We start from the raw sequence: 15,162 nt of genomic DNA on the forward strand, positions 1-15,162 counted from the left end.
TCAGCGCACGAAAACGTAGACGGCATAGACAGCCAGGAGCGCGGCGGCGGCCGCCGCCGTAATGACGCCGAGACGTTTTTCGATGAAGTGGCGGACCGATTCCCCGTATCGTTGCAGCAGGCCGGCAAGGATGAAGAAGCGCGCCCCCCGGGTGACGACGGCTGACAGGATGAACAGGCCAAGGCTGATATTGGCGGCGCCGGAAAGGATGGTGACGACCTTGATCGGCGGCAGATGCGCGAGCCCCGATGTCACCAACAGGAGAACAATCGTCTCGTAATCCACCGAGCTCTTCAGATGCTCGAAACTGTCGAGCTTGCCGTAAAATTCAAGAATGGGGCGGGCGAGGCTCTCAAAGGCGTAATGCCCCAGGAACCAACCGGCAATGCCGCCCAGTACGGATGCAACTGTGGCCACCAGCGCGTAAAACATCGCCTTCCTGGGCTTCGCCAGCACCATGGGCAGAAAAAGCACATCTGCCGGGACGACGAAGACGGAGCTTTCCACGAAGGCGACGATCGCCAGCCACCAGACTGCGGTTTTGCGCGCGGCCAGCGCCATCGTCCAGGCGTAGATGTTTTTCAGCATGTCATGTCCCCGGGAAGCGTGTTGGGATTTGATCCAGGAGGTGAAGCACGCCCTGGTGATTTGCCGGGTCCGGAGGTGCTTGCCATCGGCGATAAATATCCGACCCGAACGAGAGAATTAGAGACATCGCAGGAGAATGGCAAATGTTGGAAGATTTATTTTTGCATCGCAAAAAGTCGCGGAGACGCCTCCTACGAGACGATACCAGATTTTGGTTGCTGCATTGCGAAATTTCACCCTGCGGTAGATTGGTTCGCCTTTTTGCTGTAGAATGAAACGCGGAGGAAGAGGAGGAAGTCATTATGGACTATGTCAACTTCGTTACATCGATCAATCCGTTCATTCTTGTGATTTTGCTGGTGGTTCTGCTTGCGGGCGCCTACAGCAACTGGGTTTCGCACTGAAAAGCGCCGAACCGCTCGACCAAATGTGAAAGGGCTGATTTCTATCGGTGATAGGCACTCGGCCCGATGAATGTTATCAAGCCCGGAGTTGAAACAACTTCCGGGACGCCGTATGACGAACGAATTCGCATTCTCTGATACGTCTGAAAAGCTCAGCACGACGCTGGAAAAATTGATCGGAAAACTGAAGGGTGAGACGATCACGTTGCGCGAGCTGATGGAAGCGATCGGCGAACAGGGCCTGTTGCTGATCTGCGCCATCGCGTCCCTGCCCTTTCTTATTCCGGTTTCGATTCCCGGCGTCAGCACTGTGTTTGGCGCAGCGATCATCCTTGTCAGCCTCGCAATCACACTGAACCGCCTTCCATGGCTGCCGAAAAAGATCCTCGATCGGCAGATGGAAACCGCAAAGCTTATCCCCGCCCTTCAGAAGGGCGTCAGCATCGTTTCCAAGCTCGATGGCTTCATCCGGCCGCGCCTTCCGGCGCTGACGACAGGTGCGATCGCCAACAGGATCAACGGCCTTGCGCTGATGACCGCTGGCGTCCTCCTGATGATGCCACTCGGCTTCATTCCGTTCTCCAACACCCTGCCGGGCGTTGCGATCCTGCTCTTTTCGGCCGGGATGATTCAAAGGGATGGTGTCACGGTGCTTGGCGGTTACCTTTTTCTCGGCTTGACCACCGTTTACTTCGCAGCCCTCGCCTATGCCGCGTTCTGGGCCGGCCAGGGCCTCAGCAGCTCCATCGGCGCCTGAAGCCTACTGCTGGCCCTCCTTGCGGTTGCTGCGGCGGTTCTGGCGGTAGGCCCACCAAACCGCAAGACGCCGACGCCGCCGCCGAACTGCCGGCAGATCGTGGGACAGCACCACGAGACCAAGCGGTATCATCCAGAAGCCAAGAACGGGCAGGAAACCCAAAGCCCCGCCGACAATCAAAGCCGAACCTGTCACGATCCTGCCGACCCGTGACCTCGGCATGGCGAGGCTACATTTTCCTACATTGAGGCGACCCGTTTTGTGGTCGATACCGAATTTCATTCCATTCTGCCCTTTTCATCTGGCCTGTGGATAATTTTTTCGTCGTCCAGAAGCCCGGAAAATCGGGACTCTGCACAGATAAAACAAGGGCGATGCGTTTTTTTTGAAAAAACCGCTTGGCAAATCGGAAAAGCATTTGTATTACCCCGCTCACACCGCGCCAAGCAGCGCACGTTCCCTGGTAGCTCAGCGGTAGAGCATTCGACTGTTAATCGACAGGTCGCCGGTTCGAATCCGGCCCGGGGAGCCACTTTTCTCAAGGAGAGAAAAGTAACGTGCTGCTGAACAAATTAGCATAATCTGCCCTCAATTTTTCCTGCTTCCGGCGCTTCGCGCAACACTTCCAATATTGCTATTCCGGATTTTCTTTGAGGACGTTTCTGTCCACTGGCGGATAAACGAGTGAAGTCAGAAGATGTTTCAAATTTCGTGCCAATAGCCGCGATTCATCGAGATGAAGCTCCGCCTATCTCAGCCTCGTGCGCATGGCTGGAAAATTCAAAGCGGGGTTTGCTATAGTCAATTCTGAAACGCATAACGTCGCCGCATGGACGTTGCGACAACCGTTCAAACTGGAGGCTGGAGGCTGGAGAGACATCAGCGTTGGTATTTGGCCCTGGTCTTCGTGGGATTTTTCGCATCGATTTTATGCCACGCCTATGTGAGCGTCAGGAATCGTTGAGACGGGGATGAAGAAGGAGACCGAAGCAGGCCGCTGAGACGTGGTCGCGCAGCCCAGATGTTATTCGCGCCGGCGGACAAATCCTCGCAAAACACCGTGGGAGAGGCGAAGTGCAATTGCACTTCGCGCAATATGACGTCAGGGCGCCGCGGCCAGCGCAAGCTGGCCGTCAAACGATCACTTCTTCTTCGATGCCCGTTTCGTTGCGTTGGTCGCATTGGTGAGCGCCGGCGGGTCACTCGCCGGAAACGTCTCTTCGAGACTCTCGGTCAGATCATCTTCGTTTTTGCCCTTGGCCGCAGATTTCTGCTCGTTCTCGAGTGACTTCACCGCAGGGGACTTGGCTTTAGCGGATGCTGATTTTTTTGCCGGCGCCTTTTTTGCTGCGGCTTTTTCGGTTGGCGCCGCCGACTTTTTCACAGCGCTTTTCGTCTTCCCGGTTTCCGAGGCTGAAACTTCACGTTCGGCTTCGCTCCAGTGTCTTTCATGGTGTCCGTCCGGTCGCCCTTCCCTCTCCCAGATTGCCCGTGCTCTTTCACGGATTGCGGCTTCGCGGTCATGGCTCATAACGGACCTCCTCGTTGCGTTGCACCGGATTTGATTGTGCCACTTCAACAACAAGAAAGGCCAGAGTTGGTTCCGCGTCAACCTGTCGTGACCGAGCATTTGCGAGCAAAAGGGAACCGTCCCTCCCCGCGGATCGTTTGTGAGCCAGAACCAACAGGAGATTGCTCCATGACCAACCCGCAAAAGCCCGCAACCGAGCCACTGGACATCAGCGATGAAGAGGTCGCCCGCTTCGAGACCGACAGCGAGCTGAAAGACAAGGAGACGGAGATCGATCCGGATGAGAGCATGAATTTGCGGGCCCGCCGACAGGCAGCACGTCAGCACGAGGACGCGTTTATCGTTGCGACCGATCTGGAAGACGATGACCAGCGCGAGGCAGCTCCCGGCACGCGTGAACAGCCCTAAGCCAGAAATGGAAAAGGCGGGTCAAAGCCCGCCTTTATCCAACGAAGTTTCCCACCCGCCTATCGGCGGACTGAGACGATCGCCTTGCGATTGAAGTTCGATACCTGCACGCGGCCGGACTGATTACCGCCGAGGATCTGGGCTGTCTTGCCGCTCATGCTCTTGAGAATTCCAGCGTGGTAGCCACGGCCATTGCGGATGACCACCACATCACCAGGCTTCGCCTGATTGACCGGAACGGCATAACCAAAGGATGTCCATGATTTGGCGAACCCGTAGGACTTGGGTGACTGCCGCCCTGCCTTGCTGGCGACAGCATGAAGGAAAAGTCCGCACCATGGGGTGCTGCGCGGATTTGCGCCCAGAATATTTTTGAGGCTCTTATTGTTCTTGGACTCATGCAGTCCGGTGTATTTTTCTGCCTGGTTCAGCATGCCAGCAGAGGCCGATGCCACGACTGTAAAAGACAAGGCAACGGATAGAATTAACGCGGATACTCTCAAACGTCTCGCCCTTATGTTGGTGGGCGCTCGTGTATTGTGATAATTTAGCGACAATTTGACGAGAAATGGGCAGGAATCAGACACCTATTCATCGGTGCTGATCTGTCAATGCTTCAAAACAGGTTCCCCTGCGCCTGATCCGTGCGGCTGCGGCCGCCTTTTTCGAGATTGAGCATCCGCAATTTGCTAGCGGTTCCTCCCGGTGCGGAAAAGCCACCAAGCCTGCCGCCGGCGGCGAGAACCCGATGACAGGGGATGATCAGCGGCACCGGATTTTTCGCCATGGCCTGACCGACGTCGCGCGCTCTTTCCATGCCGCACCCAAGCGTATTCGCGATGCCGCCATAGGTCGTCGTATCGCCCCAGCCAATCTGCCGCGCGACTTCGTAAACATCGAGGAAGAACCGCTCCTGTCCTGACAGATCAAGTTCGATCGGTCTGAAATCGACCTCATCGCCGGTGAAATAACGCGTAATCATTCCGATGACGTCGCGCGTATGCGGTTCCGGGACGGCAATCGAGGCAGACGTCAGACGTGCCTGCAGGCGTTTTTCCGTTTCATCAGCATTTGATCCGGGCAATTGCAGCCGCGCGATACCACGTTCCGTCCACGCAAGTCCGCAGTGGCCAAGCGCAGTTGGGAAAACAATATATCCGCAATGAATGGTCATGATCGTTGCCTACGCACTTTATCGACCGCAAGATGCCATATTACGGATGTGAAACAACCCGTTTCCTGTGCTCAACAAAAAGGCCACCCGATTTAGCGGGTGGCCTGTCGCTATCATCCTAAAAATCGGCTCAGGAAGCGATTTTCTCCGGCTCTTCGACGAGGCATCGCGCCTGTCTGCTGGCGGCGATAAAAGCGGTGCGCGCGATTTCTCCTGCCACGTCGCCCATCAGTGAGGCACGGCACAGGCGAAGCGCTTGTTCATGTGTCTTGTCACCGCGTTGAGGCCATTCGTGCTGAAGAAAATCGAAGGCTTCGTAAACGCCATTGAAAATCCGGGGGGCGCCATTTTCAAGAGAGATCGTGACAGGCTTTTCCCACTTAACGTCGTTCAGCAACATTGATTGTACTTCCATGCTCAATTAACCCGCGACAAACGCCGGCTCCTCCAGTTGGTTCCCTTCACAAGCGGTTTCAAGGTCAAAAAAATAACCACCCATAAACCGTGTTCCCCATCTTCCCATTGTAACGGATTTGCGGAACAAAGCGGTTCAACACTCGTTCAAGCGGAAGTGAACCGGGACCTCCTATGTCAAGCAAAACCGCCGCCGCTATCATCTGGTTCCGTAAGGATCTGCGCCTTTCCGACAATCTTGCCGTCCTTGCCGCGTTAGAGCACGGCGGGCCCGTCATCCCACTGTATATCCATGAAAAAACAGGCGGAGCACTCGGCGGTGCTCAGGAATGGTGGCTGCATCATTCGCTGACGGAACTGAGCGGCGCACTCGAGAAAAAGGGCAGCCACCTCCTTCTCGCCAGCGGCAAAGCGGAGACGGTGCTTCGCGAATTGATATCAATGACCGACGCTGATGCCGTCTTCTGGAACAGACGATATGATCCGGATGGTATCGCCGAGGATAAGGCGCTCAAGCAGAAGCTGCGGGACGAAGGGCTGACAGTCCGTAGTTTTTCCGGCCACCTCCTGCATGAGCCTTCCCGGCTGAAGACAAAGTCCGGCGGGCCTTACCGCGTCTACACACCCTTCTGGCGCGCGATCGAGGGCGGGGATGAGCCGCACGCGCCGGCGGATGCGCCGAAGAGCCTGAAAGCGCCCAAGGCATGGCCAAAATCGGAGACGCTTTCCGACTGGAAGCTTCTGCCGACCAAACCAGACTGGGCCAGACATTTCGGCGACGTCTGGACACCTGGGGAGAAGGCGGCGCGGAAAAAACTCGATGATTTCGTCGATGGCGCCTTGAAGGGTTATGAAGAAGGCAGGGACTTCCCGGCAAAGGATGCCACGTCGCTGCTCTCACCGCATCTGGCGCTTGGGGAAATTTCCCCTGCCACGGTCTGGCATGCCACGAAAGGGCTTTCCCGCCACATCGCGTCGAACGATATCAGCCGTTTCCGCAAGGAAATCGTCTGGCGGGAATTTTGCTATCATCTGCTGTTCCATTTCCCAGAGCTCGGCGAAAAGAACTGGAACGACAGTTTCGATGCTTTCGCCTGGCGCGATGATGAAACGTCCTTTAAAGCCTGGACGCGCGGCATGACCGGCTACCCGATCGTAGATGCCGGCATGCGGCAACTGTGGAAGCACGGCGTGATGCACAATCGCGTACGGATGATCGTGGCGTCCTTTCTCATCAAGCATCTGTTGATCGACTGGCGGAAAGGCGAAAAGTGGTTTCGCGATACGCTGGTTGATGCCGACCCCGCCTCCAACGCCGCGAACTGGCAATGGGTGGCCGGCTCGGGCGCGGACGCCTCGCCGTTCTTCCGTGTCTTCAATCCCATCCTTCAAGGCGAAAAATTCGATGGCGACGGGGAGTATGTCCGCCGCTTCGTGCCGGAGCTCGAAAAGCTCGAGTCGAAATATATCCATAAGCCGTTCGAGGCGCCGAAAGAGGTGCTTAAGAAAGCAGGCGTTGAACTTGGCAAGACCTATCCGCTGCCGATTGTCGACCACTCGAAAGGCCGGGAAAGAGCCCTCGCCGCCTATTCCCGCATCAAGAAGGGCGCATAAAACTGGGTATCGGGAAAATTTTGCGTGGCTAAGGCGAAGCCGGGAAGATAATTTCTTGCCTTGAAGCGGTTGTAACGGGACATAACGGCACCTAATTTCCGCTCAGACAAGAAGGCTCAATCATGACCATTCACCCCTCTGCGCTCAGTGCTATCGGCAACACGCCCCTTATCCGCCTGAAGGCTGCCTCTGAAGCGACGGGGTGTGAAATCCTCGGCAAGGCGGAGTTCCTGAATCCGGGCCAGTCCGTCAAGGATCGGGCCGCACTCTACATTATAAGAGATGCCGAAAGGCGCGGGCATCTGCGGCCGGGCGGCACCATCGTCGAGGGAACGGCGGGCAATACCGGCATCGGCCTGTCGCTCGTCGCCAATGCGCTGGGCTACAAGACGGTCATCGTCATCCCGGAGACGCAGAGCCAGGAAAAGAAGGATGCGCTGAAACTTCTCGGCGCCAAGCTGGTCGAAGTTCCGGCTGCTCCCTATTCCAATGCGAACAATTACGTGAAGGTGTCCGGCCGGCTCGCCAAGCAGCTCGCGTCAGCCGACGAGAACGGCGCGATCTGGGCCAACCAGTTCGACAACATCGCCAACCGTCAGGCTCATATCGAAACGACGGCGCCCGAGATCTGGGACCAGACCGATGGCAAGGTGGATGGCTTCATCTGCGCTGTCGGCTCGGGCGGGACGCTGGCGGGCGTGGCGGATGGCCTGCGCGACTTCAATCCCGACATCAAGATCGGCCTTGCCGATCCTGAAGGGGCAGCACTTTATGAATTCTATCAGCATGGCGTGCTGAAGTCCGAGGGCTCCTCCATCACCGAAGGCATCGGCCAGGGCCGCATCACCGCCAATCTGGAAGGTTTTACGCCCGACTTTTCCTATCGCATTCCCGATGCGGAAGCGCTTCCCATCCTCTTTGATCTCGTCACCAAGGAAGGCCTGTGCCTTGGCGGTTCGTCGGGCATCAACATTGCCGGCGCAATCCGCCTTGCCCGCGACCTCGGTCCGGGGCATACCATTGTGACGATACTGTGCGACTACGGTAATCGCTACCAGTCAAAATTGTTCAACCCGGAATTCCTGCGTTCCAAGGGCCTTCCCGTTCCGCAGTGGCTGGCAACAAAAAGCGATATACCGGTTCCCTATGAAACCGCCTGAGGACATGCCGAAATGCCTGTGAATGCCCTGTTCCGTGACGATTTTTATCTTGCTACCGCAGAAGCGATCGTCACGGCGGTGCATGAGGATGGCGGCATCGAGCTCGACCAGACCTGCTTTTATGCGACATCCGGCGGCCAGCCCGGCGATAGCGGCTTTCTGGAGCGGGCCGATGGCTCGCGCATCCAACTTGGGATAACCAGGCATGGCGCCGACAAAAGCGTCATCATCCATGTACCACTGGAAGGCCAGCCCTGCCCGCAGATCGGCGAGAAGCTGACCCTGCATGTGGACTGGCCGCGCCGCTACAAGCTGATGCGCATGCACACGGCCTGCCATCTGCTGTCCGTCGTCTGCCAGTGGCCGATCACGGGAGCAGCAGTCGGCGAGGACGAATCGCGTGTCGATTTCGACATGTCGGAAACCATCGACAAAGACGAGGTGACTGCAAAGCTGATGGAGCTGGTGAAAGCCAACCATCGCGTCTTCCTGCAATGGATCACCGATGAGGAGCTTGCTGCCAATCCGGGCATCGTCAAATCCAAGAATGTACGCCCGCCAATGGGCCTCGGCCGGGTCAGCCTCGTCTGCATCGGCGAAAATTCAACCATCGACAGCCAGCCCTGCGGCGGCACCCATGTTTCCGAAACGCAGGAAGTGGGCGATATCCACATTGCCAAGATAGAGAAAAAGGGCAAGGAGAACAGGCGGTTCCGCATTCGTTTCGGCGCCCCTGAAGCTGCTGCCTGAGATCGGGAGAGACATCGTGAGCACGGATAAGAGCCGTTTCGTCGTTTCGGCGGACTGGGTGGAAAAACAGCTTGGCACATCAGGCTTTCGTGTCGTGGATGCCTCGTGGTATTTGCCGGCGCATAAGCGCAACGGCGCGGAAGAATACGCGGCCGGCCATCTGCCCGGCGCGGTTTTTTTCGATCAGGACAAGATTGCCGATCACACGACCGGCCTGCCGCATTCCCTGCCCTCGCCCACATTCTTCGCAGAACAGGTCGGCGCACTGGGCTTGAGCGACACCGATACGATCGTCGTTTATGATGGCCCCGGTTTCTTCTCCGCGCCGCGCGTCTGGTGGATGTTGCGGGTGATGGGGGTTGCCAAGGTCTATGTGCTGGACGGCGGTCTTGATGGCTGGAAGCGTGAGGGCCGACCGCTTGAAACGGGGACGCCGGAGATCACGCCCGCAACCTTTACGCCGGACTTCGATGAGAAGCGCGTTACCTCGCTCGGCGCCATGCGCGGCATCGTCGATAGCGGCGAAAAGCAGATTGCCGATGCGCGCGGTGCCGGACGCTTTACCGGCGACGAGGCGGAGCCGCGCGCCGGCATGCGTTCCGGCCATATGCCCGGCGCACGCAACCTGCCAGCGACCGCCTTTTCCGAAAACGGCCATTTCAAGGACCTGACCACCATTCGCAAGATGGTGGCCGATGCCGGGATCGACCTGACGAAACCTGTCGTGACCAGCTGCGGCTCGGGCGTGACCGCCGCCGTCATAACGCTCGCACTGGAATCGCTCGGCCATCAGGACAATTCGCTTTATGACGGCTCGTGGTCGGAATGGGGCGGATTACAGGATACGCCGGTTGTTACCGGTCCGGCCGATGCTATCCCGACCCTGTCGCACGGACCGCTCAAGGCACATGTGACTCAGCTGGAAATGACGGCGCCGCCAAAGGTCAGCCTGCCGATCCCGGTCAATATCCAGACAGCGCTGATGCGGGTCAACAACATTCCCCTGCACTTCTATCGCTACCTCTATTGGCGGGTGGGCAAGCGTTGGCACTGGCAAAAGCGCATGCGGATGAGCGACGCGGAACTCTCGGCGGTCCTGCGCGACCCGAAAAACAGCGTCACGGTTCTCTACATGAACGGCGCACCGGCCGGTTTCTTCGAATTGAACAAGGCGAGCGACGAGGTGACAGAGCTGTCCTATTTTGGGTTGCTCGAGGAGGCTATCGGCGCAGGTGTGGGCAAGTGGTTCCTGTTACAGGCGCTTTATGCCGCCTGGCAGGACAATCCACAGCGGGTGACGGTCACGACCAACACGCTCGACCACCCGCGCGCGCTGCAGCTTTACCAGATGATGGGTTTTTCCCCAGTCGGCACCTATGAGGCATGGGTGGAGCCGCTTGCCGATACCGAGCTTTTGGAAATCTCTCTGCGTCATTGAGCTTGTTTCAACTTCACGCTTCCCCATCGTCGTCAGTCAAGGATGGGGAGCGACGTTAAGCTTACACCTTTTCGACAATCAGATGGGTGGCGCCCTCACCCGCCACGGTACCGGTACAGCGGTAACCGAGCGACGCCCAGTCCATGCCTTCGAAAAGTGACTCGCCGCGACCAAGGAACACCGGCGCCAGCGCCAGGTGCAATTCATCGATGAGGCCTGCGGCCATGTACTGGCGGATGGTAGAAACACCGCCACCAATGCGGACATCCTTTCCATTCGCAGCCGTGAGCGCCCTGTCGAGCGCTGCCTGGATGCCTTCCGTCACGAAATGAAAGACCGTACCGCCCTTCATCTCGAAGGACGGACGCGCATGATGCGTCAATACGAAGACCGGAACATGATAAGGCGGTTCCTCGCCCCACCAGCCTTTCCACTTTTCATCCGCCCAGGCACCACGTACAGGGCCGAACATGTTGCGGCCTAAAATCCAGGCTCCGATATTGGCGAAACTCTTCTGGGTAAAATCCTCGTCGAGGCCGGTCGATCCACCCTCCTTGCCGAACATGCGATGAAAGGTACGGGTCTTGAAGGCCCATTGGTGCAGCTCTTCGCCTTTCGCACCCAGCGGATTCTCCAGGCTCTGGTCTGGTCCTGCGCCATAGCCATCAAGTGAGACGGCGAAATTGCGGACGACAACGTTCGGCATGGCACTCTCCTCCCGTTCAAGAGGCAGATTACCAGCAGATCGGCCTCAGATTTCCCGTTCCAGATTGACCGCCGTCGGGATTTGTCCGCCGGCGGCGCCCTTGTCCTGCGTGACGGTGTTCATGAGATGATCGGCGATCAGCTCCGCCTGGAATTTGCCAAGCTCGTAGCAATAGGTGATTTCGCGCTTTTCCGCCGACCAATAAACATCGGGGCGGCCGCAGGACTTCGCCGTCAGCTTCACATCGCCCTTCAGGCCATAACCGCTGAAACTGCGGCTGATGAGATCGAGAACCTTCGATTCCTTGACCATGATGGCATAAGGCTCGAGGTCAGGGTCGCGCGGCGGCACGTAGCTGACGGAAAATTTCGATGGTGTCTGGCTGCGGTGAGACGCTAGGAATTTCTCCCAGGCCGAGGCTACACCCGGATAGGCAGCAACACATTTGTCGAATTCGGTATTGGGAAGCCCCATCATCGTGGCCAGATCGCCGTACCCGTCCTTGTCGCGGCCGACCATCAGGCAGGCCATGTTACGGTCGCGGCTTCGGTCCGGCACCAGCGCGGAAAACACCGGAGCTTCGTGCTCCGGTAGCGTTTCCGCCTCACGCGCGAGATACCAGCTGTCTGTGGCGTTGACGAGCGCCGTGTCGAGCCATTCCTCATTGGCCTGAAGGATAAGCGTGCCGGCCAGCTGATCGGCTGGCGCCTGGGCGCTTGCCGTCTCCGCCGTGCCGAAATCCGAGATCAGCATGCGCGATCCCTCATGGTAAAGCGAGAAAATCGCGTTGCCGATGACGAAGTTGACTGCCTGCTGTAGCTGATCATCCGACAGGCCGTCGAGCCCGGACGCCATCTGGGCCTGCGTCGGAACCGTCAATGACATGAGAGCCAGCGGAACAGCGGCCATAAAACGACGGAACATAAAATCAGACCTTCCGGGAACGAGGAGCGCCACTGATTCCCCAAGCTAACGAGTCACGCAATGGGCTGGTTGCATCACCTGTCAAGAATCGGGTGGATAGTGCTCCATTTCGGGATCATAGCTGCAAAGAAGCAACGCCGATCACCTCTCAGGAGACCCTGCCATGACAACTATCGTCTTTACTGCAATGCCGGCTAAAGAAGCAGAGGCCTTCCGGGCCGGGGCGGCGGACGCCTATGGCCACACGCCGGAGAAGGTCATTTCGCCCGGCGGCATTCCCTGCCGCCATTGCCTTGGCCAAATTGATGAGGGCGAGCCCATGCTGCTCCTCGCCTATCGCCCCTTCCCTTCACCTCAGCCCTATGCCGAGACGGGACCTGTGTTTCTGCATGAAAGAGCCTGCGAGCGTTATCCTGAAAGTGATGAATTGCCAACGATGCTAGACAGCCCTGACTATATTGTCCGTGGATATTCGGCAGACGACCGCATCGTCTACGGCACCGGCGCGGTGACCCCCACCGAAGAGATCGCGTCACGCGCCGGACAGCTTCTGGAGCGCGAAGACATCGCCTATGTGCATGTGCGTTCTGCCCGCAACAACTGCTATCAGTGCCGTATTGATACAGCATAAACCGAGCATTGGATAAGTTTTAACCTAACGGCTAAACCGGTTTCAAACTTTTCAAGTCTAGGATGCCTCTGTCAGAAACAATAAATTTTGAGCGTCAACATGGCAAACAACCTCAACATGGCGACACGCAGCGCACCGCGCAGCAAGACGAGAATTTTTGCCACCGTCCATTACTTCAGCCAGTCGACAAGAGGCCGTGTGGTTGATCTTTCCGCCACCGGCATGGCGCTTGAACTGGACGGACCTTTCGCCGCGGCAAAGGGAAGCCGGGTCAAGGTGCAGAGCGACGACCTCGGCTTCATCGAGGGGGTCGTCCAGTGGCAGCACATGAACCGCCTTGGCCTTCAGCTTAAGCTTTCCACCAACACGCTGGCGCAGCTTTCCTCATACTTCCGCTTCTTCCATGAAGAAGTGAAACCGACGCTGGCGCGCTGATCTGCCCTGCGTCCGCAGAGGGATGCGCGGCAATGATAACGCGCATTCCATGGCCCGGAGACGTCAGGGCCGCATGTCGGCCATAAAAAATTTATCAAAAGGTTGAAAAAAGCCCCGTCTGTCACGAGCCTGTCATTTTGGTGATGGACTCCTCGGCGATTGCTTCTACCCTGTCGTTTTCCATGACAGCGCAAGCTTCATCCCAAGGAGTTCCCATGTCGTCGCTTCTCGCTCTCCACCCCATTACCCGGCGTTCGCTTCTCGGCGGCATTGCAGCCTCGTCGGCATTAGTAATGTTGCACCCCTTTGCGGCGCGTGCAGCGTCCAATCAGGCGCATCTGCGCATCATGGAAACGACTGATATCCACGTTCACGTCTTTCCCTATGATTATTACGCCGACAAGCCGAACGATACGATGGGGCTTTCCCGTACCGCCTCGATCATCGACAAGATCCGCGCCGAGGCCGGTAATTCGATGCTGGTCGATAATGGCGACTTCCTGCAGGGCAACCCGCTCGGCGACTATATCGCCTATGAGCGGGGCATGAAGGCTGGCGACAAGCACCCTGTCATCAACGCCATGAACGTACTGGGCTATGATTGCGGTACGCTCGGCAACCACGAATTCAACTATGGCCTCGACTACATGTCGAACACGCTGGCGGGTGCTGGTTTCCCTTACGTCTGCGCCAACCTCACCAAGGGCCAGCTGGCGTCCGACCCCAAGAATGACGAGCTTTTCTTCAAGCCCTACGTCATTCTGGAAAAACAGATCCGCGATGGCGGCGGCGTGACCAGCCCGGTCAAGGTCGGCATCATCGGCTTCGTGCCGCCGCAGATCATGATGTGGGATTCCAAGAACCTAGAGGGCAAGGCCCAGACGCGTGACATTGTCGAGGCGGCGAAAGCCTGGGTGCCCGTGATGAAGGAGGAAGGGGCTGACATCATCATCGCCCTTTCCCATTCCGGCATCGATGGCAAAGGCCAGACCGAGCGCATGGAAAACGCCTCGCTTTATCTGGCGGGCGTCGAAGGCATCGACGCCATCTTCACCGGCCACCAGCATCTCGTTTTCCCCGGACCGAAGACCTGGGACGGCATTGAGGGCGCGGATGCCGTGAAGGGCACGCTGATGGGCAAGCCGGCCGTCATGGCCGGCTTCTGGGGCTCACATATGGGTCTCATTGACCTGCTGCTCGAAAAGGATGGGAAGAGCTGGAAGATCATCGACTTCACCTCTGAGGCACGCCCGATCTACCATCGCGACGACAGCCGCAAGATCGTTGCTGACTATACCGACAAGCCGGAGGTTCTCGCCGCCGCCAAGGCCGATCACGAAGCGGCGCTCGCCTATGTGCGCCGCCCCGTCGGTAAAACCTCTGCACCGCTCTATTCCTATTTCGCGCTGGTGGCCGATGATCCGTCCGTGCAGATCGTTTCCAACGCCCAGACCTGGTACATCAAGGACATGCTGAAGGAAGGGCAATATAAGGACCTGCCCGTACTTTCCGCAGCAGCCCCCTTCAAGTCCGGCGGTCGCGGCGGCGCGGATTACTACACCGATGTCCCCGCCGGTGACATTGCGATCAAGAACGTCGCCGATCTCTATCTCTATCCGAACACGGTGCAGGCGGTGCTGATCAACGGTGCGCAGGTGAAGAACTGGCTGGAAATGTCTGCCGGCATGTTCAACACGGTGGAGGCCGGCGCCAAGGATGCGCCGCTCCTCAATGCCGACTTCCCGTCCTACAATTTCGATGTCATCGACGGTGTTACCTACCAGATCGACATTTCCAAACCGGCGAAATTCGACAAGGACGGCAAGGCCGTCAATCCCGACAGCAACCGCATCGTAAACTTGCAGTTCAATGGCAAGCCGATCGATCCCGAACAGAAATTCGTGGTAGCCACCAACAATTACCGCGCCGGTGGCGGTGGCAAGTTCCCCGACATCGCCGCCGACAAGGTCATCTTCGTGGCACCCGATACCAACCGCGACGTGATCGTGCGGTATATTATCGATCAGGGAACCATCAACCCGTCTGCGGACGCCAACTGGTCCTTCGCCCCAGTCGCCAATACCACAGCGATCTTCGAGACTGGCCCCAAGGGCCGCCACTATGCGGCGGAGATCAAAGGTGCAAAAATCGAGGATGCAGGCGACGGTGCGGAAGGTTTCGCGAAGTTCCGGCTGGTTCTCTAGAGAAACACGGCTCTCCCGGCGATA

Annotated in this window: 17 protein-coding genes and 1 tRNA gene; 10 read left to right on the forward strand and 8 right to left on the reverse strand. The window is 57.8% G+C overall.

Annotated elements, in window-relative coordinates; all coding sequences use genetic code 11:
- On the reverse strand, window positions 1-588 hold the full coding sequence (locus FS804_RS03660; RefSeq protein ID WP_144574787.1) for a YqaA family protein: 588 nt from the start codon (window positions 586-588) through the stop codon (window positions 1-3).
- Window positions 589-1,104: 516 nt separating this feature from the next.
- Here FS804_RS03660 and FS804_RS03665 point away from each other — a divergent pair.
- Window positions 1,105-1,749: an exopolysaccharide biosynthesis protein gene (locus tag FS804_RS03665; RefSeq protein WP_144574791.1), complete on the forward strand. Its 645-nt coding sequence runs from the start codon at window positions 1,105-1,107 to the stop codon at window positions 1,747-1,749.
- A 3-nt stretch (window positions 1,750-1,752) separates the two neighbouring features.
- Here FS804_RS03665 and FS804_RS03670 read toward each other — a convergent pair whose 3' ends face one another.
- Window positions 1,753-2,031 carry a hypothetical protein gene (locus FS804_RS03670; RefSeq protein WP_144574794.1) on the reverse strand — a complete coding sequence of 93 codons (279 nt, stop codon included), beginning with the start codon at window positions 2,029-2,031 and terminating at the stop codon, window positions 1,753-1,755.
- A 175-nt stretch (window positions 2,032-2,206) separates the two neighbouring features.
- On the opposite strand from FS804_RS03670, the gene FS804_RS03675 reads away from it, so the two are divergent.
- Window positions 2,207-2,281 (forward strand) — tRNA-Asn (locus FS804_RS03675).
- A 609-nt stretch (window positions 2,282-2,890) separates the two neighbouring features.
- On the opposite strand, the gene FS804_RS03680 is transcribed toward FS804_RS03675, so the two are convergent.
- Complete coding sequence (locus tag FS804_RS03680; protein WP_063951256.1) at window positions 2,891-3,280, reverse strand: DUF2934 domain-containing protein; 390 nt, start codon at window positions 3,278-3,280, stop codon at window positions 2,891-2,893.
- 168 nt (window positions 3,281-3,448) lie between these two features.
- Between FS804_RS03680 and FS804_RS03685 the strand changes: the two genes are divergently transcribed.
- Window positions 3,449-3,688, forward strand: coding sequence for a hypothetical protein (locus FS804_RS03685; RefSeq protein WP_144574797.1), 240 nt, complete (start codon window positions 3,449-3,451; stop codon window positions 3,686-3,688).
- Window positions 3,689-3,747: 59 nt separating this feature from the next.
- On the opposite strand, the gene FS804_RS03690 is transcribed toward FS804_RS03685, so the two are convergent.
- The 3 genes from FS804_RS03690 to FS804_RS03700 form a co-directional block, all read right to left on the reverse strand.
- On the reverse strand, window positions 3,748-4,191 hold the full coding sequence (locus FS804_RS03690) for a TIGR02594 family protein (RefSeq protein WP_077225126.1): 444 nt from the start codon (window positions 4,189-4,191) through the stop codon (window positions 3,748-3,750).
- 113 nt (window positions 4,192-4,304) lie between these two features.
- The gene (locus FS804_RS03695; RefSeq protein WP_144574800.1) at window positions 4,305-4,862 is read right to left on the reverse strand and encodes a methylated-DNA--[protein]-cysteine S-methyltransferase; all 558 of its coding nucleotides are present in this window, start codon (window positions 4,860-4,862) and stop codon (window positions 4,305-4,307) included.
- A gap of 130 nt (window positions 4,863-4,992) precedes the next feature.
- Window positions 4,993-5,262 (reverse strand): DUF982 domain-containing protein, encoded by a 270-nt coding sequence (locus FS804_RS03700; protein WP_186376729.1) that lies wholly within the window; start codon window positions 5,260-5,262, stop codon window positions 4,993-4,995.
- A gap of 188 nt (window positions 5,263-5,450) precedes the next feature.
- Between FS804_RS03700 and FS804_RS03705 the strand changes: the two genes are divergently transcribed.
- From FS804_RS03705 to sseA, 4 genes are all read left to right on the forward strand, one after another.
- On the forward strand, window positions 5,451-6,890 hold the full coding sequence (locus FS804_RS03705) for a deoxyribodipyrimidine photo-lyase (protein ID WP_144574806.1): 1,440 nt from the start codon (window positions 5,451-5,453) through the stop codon (window positions 6,888-6,890).
- Between the two features lie 122 nt (window positions 6,891-7,012).
- Window positions 7,013-8,050, forward strand: coding sequence for a cysteine synthase A (locus tag FS804_RS03710; protein WP_144574809.1), 1,038 nt, complete (start codon window positions 7,013-7,015; stop codon window positions 8,048-8,050).
- A gap of 12 nt (window positions 8,051-8,062) precedes the next feature.
- Complete coding sequence (locus FS804_RS03715) at window positions 8,063-8,800, forward strand: alanyl-tRNA editing protein (protein ID WP_144574812.1); 738 nt, start codon at window positions 8,063-8,065, stop codon at window positions 8,798-8,800.
- 16 nt (window positions 8,801-8,816) lie between these two features.
- Window positions 8,817-10,238: a 3-mercaptopyruvate sulfurtransferase gene (gene sseA / locus FS804_RS03720; RefSeq protein WP_144574815.1), complete on the forward strand. Its 1,422-nt coding sequence runs from the start codon at window positions 8,817-8,819 to the stop codon at window positions 10,236-10,238.
- Window positions 10,239-10,299: 61 nt separating this feature from the next.
- On the opposite strand, the gene FS804_RS03725 is transcribed toward sseA, so the two are convergent.
- Both FS804_RS03725 and FS804_RS03730 read right to left on the reverse strand, forming a co-directional pair.
- Window positions 10,300-10,944: a dihydrofolate reductase family protein gene (locus tag FS804_RS03725; RefSeq protein WP_144574818.1), complete on the reverse strand. Its 645-nt coding sequence runs from the start codon at window positions 10,942-10,944 to the stop codon at window positions 10,300-10,302.
- A gap of 45 nt (window positions 10,945-10,989) precedes the next feature.
- The gene (locus FS804_RS03730; protein WP_144574822.1) at window positions 10,990-11,868 is read right to left on the reverse strand and encodes a DUF4344 domain-containing metallopeptidase; all 879 of its coding nucleotides are present in this window, start codon (window positions 11,866-11,868) and stop codon (window positions 10,990-10,992) included.
- Window positions 11,869-12,031: 163 nt separating this feature from the next.
- On the opposite strand from FS804_RS03730, the gene FS804_RS03735 reads away from it, so the two are divergent.
- The 3 genes from FS804_RS03735 (at window position 12,032) to FS804_RS03745 (ending at window position 15,138) form a co-directional block, all read left to right on the forward strand.
- Entirely contained in the window at window positions 12,032-12,499 is a 468-nt protein-coding gene (locus FS804_RS03735; RefSeq protein WP_144574825.1) for a DUF1203 domain-containing protein, read from the forward strand.
- A gap of 99 nt (window positions 12,500-12,598) precedes the next feature.
- The gene (locus tag FS804_RS03740) at window positions 12,599-12,934 is read left to right on the forward strand and encodes a PilZ domain-containing protein (protein ID WP_063951267.1); all 336 of its coding nucleotides are present in this window, start codon (window positions 12,599-12,601) and stop codon (window positions 12,932-12,934) included.
- Between the two features lie 215 nt (window positions 12,935-13,149).
- Window positions 13,150-15,138: a bifunctional 2',3'-cyclic-nucleotide 2'-phosphodiesterase/3'-nucleotidase gene (locus tag FS804_RS03745; protein ID WP_144574828.1), complete on the forward strand. Its 1,989-nt coding sequence runs from the start codon at window positions 13,150-13,152 to the stop codon at window positions 15,136-15,138.
- Window positions 15,139-15,162 lie beyond the last annotated feature (24 nt).

The sequence above is a fragment of the Agrobacterium sp. DE0009 genome, from assembly GCF_007680755.1.
Classification (GTDB): domain Bacteria; phylum Pseudomonadota; class Alphaproteobacteria; order Rhizobiales; family Rhizobiaceae; genus Agrobacterium; species Agrobacterium tumefaciens_B.

Bases quoted from the DNA above. Each gene is read 5' to 3' on its own strand.
- FS804_RS03725 (WP_144574818.1), bottom strand. From the start codon at position 10,944: ATGCCGAACGTTGTCGTCCGCAATTTCGCCGTCTCACTTGATGGCTAT.
- FS804_RS03685 (WP_144574797.1), top strand. From the start codon at position 3,449: ATGACCAACCCGCAAAAGCCCGCAACCGAGCCACTGGACATCAGCGAT.
- FS804_RS03660 (WP_144574787.1), bottom strand. From the start codon at position 588: ATGCTGAAAAACATCTACGCCTGGACGATGGCGCTGGCCGCGCGCAAA.
- FS804_RS03670 (WP_144574794.1), bottom strand. From the start codon at position 2,031: ATGAAATTCGGTATCGACCACAAAACGGGTCGCCTCAATGTAGGAAAA.
- FS804_RS03710 (WP_144574809.1), top strand. From the start codon at position 7,013: ATGACCATTCACCCCTCTGCGCTCAGTGCTATCGGCAACACGCCCCTT.
- FS804_RS03740 (WP_063951267.1), top strand. From the start codon at position 12,599: ATGGCAAACAACCTCAACATGGCGACACGCAGCGCACCGCGCAGCAAG.
- FS804_RS03705 (WP_144574806.1), top strand. From the start codon at position 5,451: ATGTCAAGCAAAACCGCCGCCGCTATCATCTGGTTCCGTAAGGATCTG.
- FS804_RS03745 (WP_144574828.1), top strand. From the start codon at position 13,150: ATGTCGTCGCTTCTCGCTCTCCACCCCATTACCCGGCGTTCGCTTCTC.
- FS804_RS03735 (WP_144574825.1), top strand. From the start codon at position 12,032: ATGACAACTATCGTCTTTACTGCAATGCCGGCTAAAGAAGCAGAGGCC.
- FS804_RS03715 (WP_144574812.1), top strand. From the start codon at position 8,063: ATGCCTGTGAATGCCCTGTTCCGTGACGATTTTTATCTTGCTACCGCA.
- FS804_RS03695 (WP_144574800.1), bottom strand. From the start codon at position 4,862: ATGACCATTCATTGCGGATATATTGTTTTCCCAACTGCGCTTGGCCAC.
- FS804_RS03680 (WP_063951256.1), bottom strand. From the start codon at position 3,280: ATGAGCCATGACCGCGAAGCCGCAATCCGTGAAAGAGCACGGGCAATC.
- FS804_RS03700 (WP_186376729.1), bottom strand. From the start codon at position 5,262: ATGTTGCTGAACGACGTTAAGTGGGAAAAGCCTGTCACGATCTCTCTT.
- FS804_RS03730 (WP_144574822.1), bottom strand. From the start codon at position 11,868: ATGTTCCGTCGTTTTATGGCCGCTGTTCCGCTGGCTCTCATGTCATTG.
- FS804_RS03665 (WP_144574791.1), top strand. From the start codon at position 1,105: ATGACGAACGAATTCGCATTCTCTGATACGTCTGAAAAGCTCAGCACG.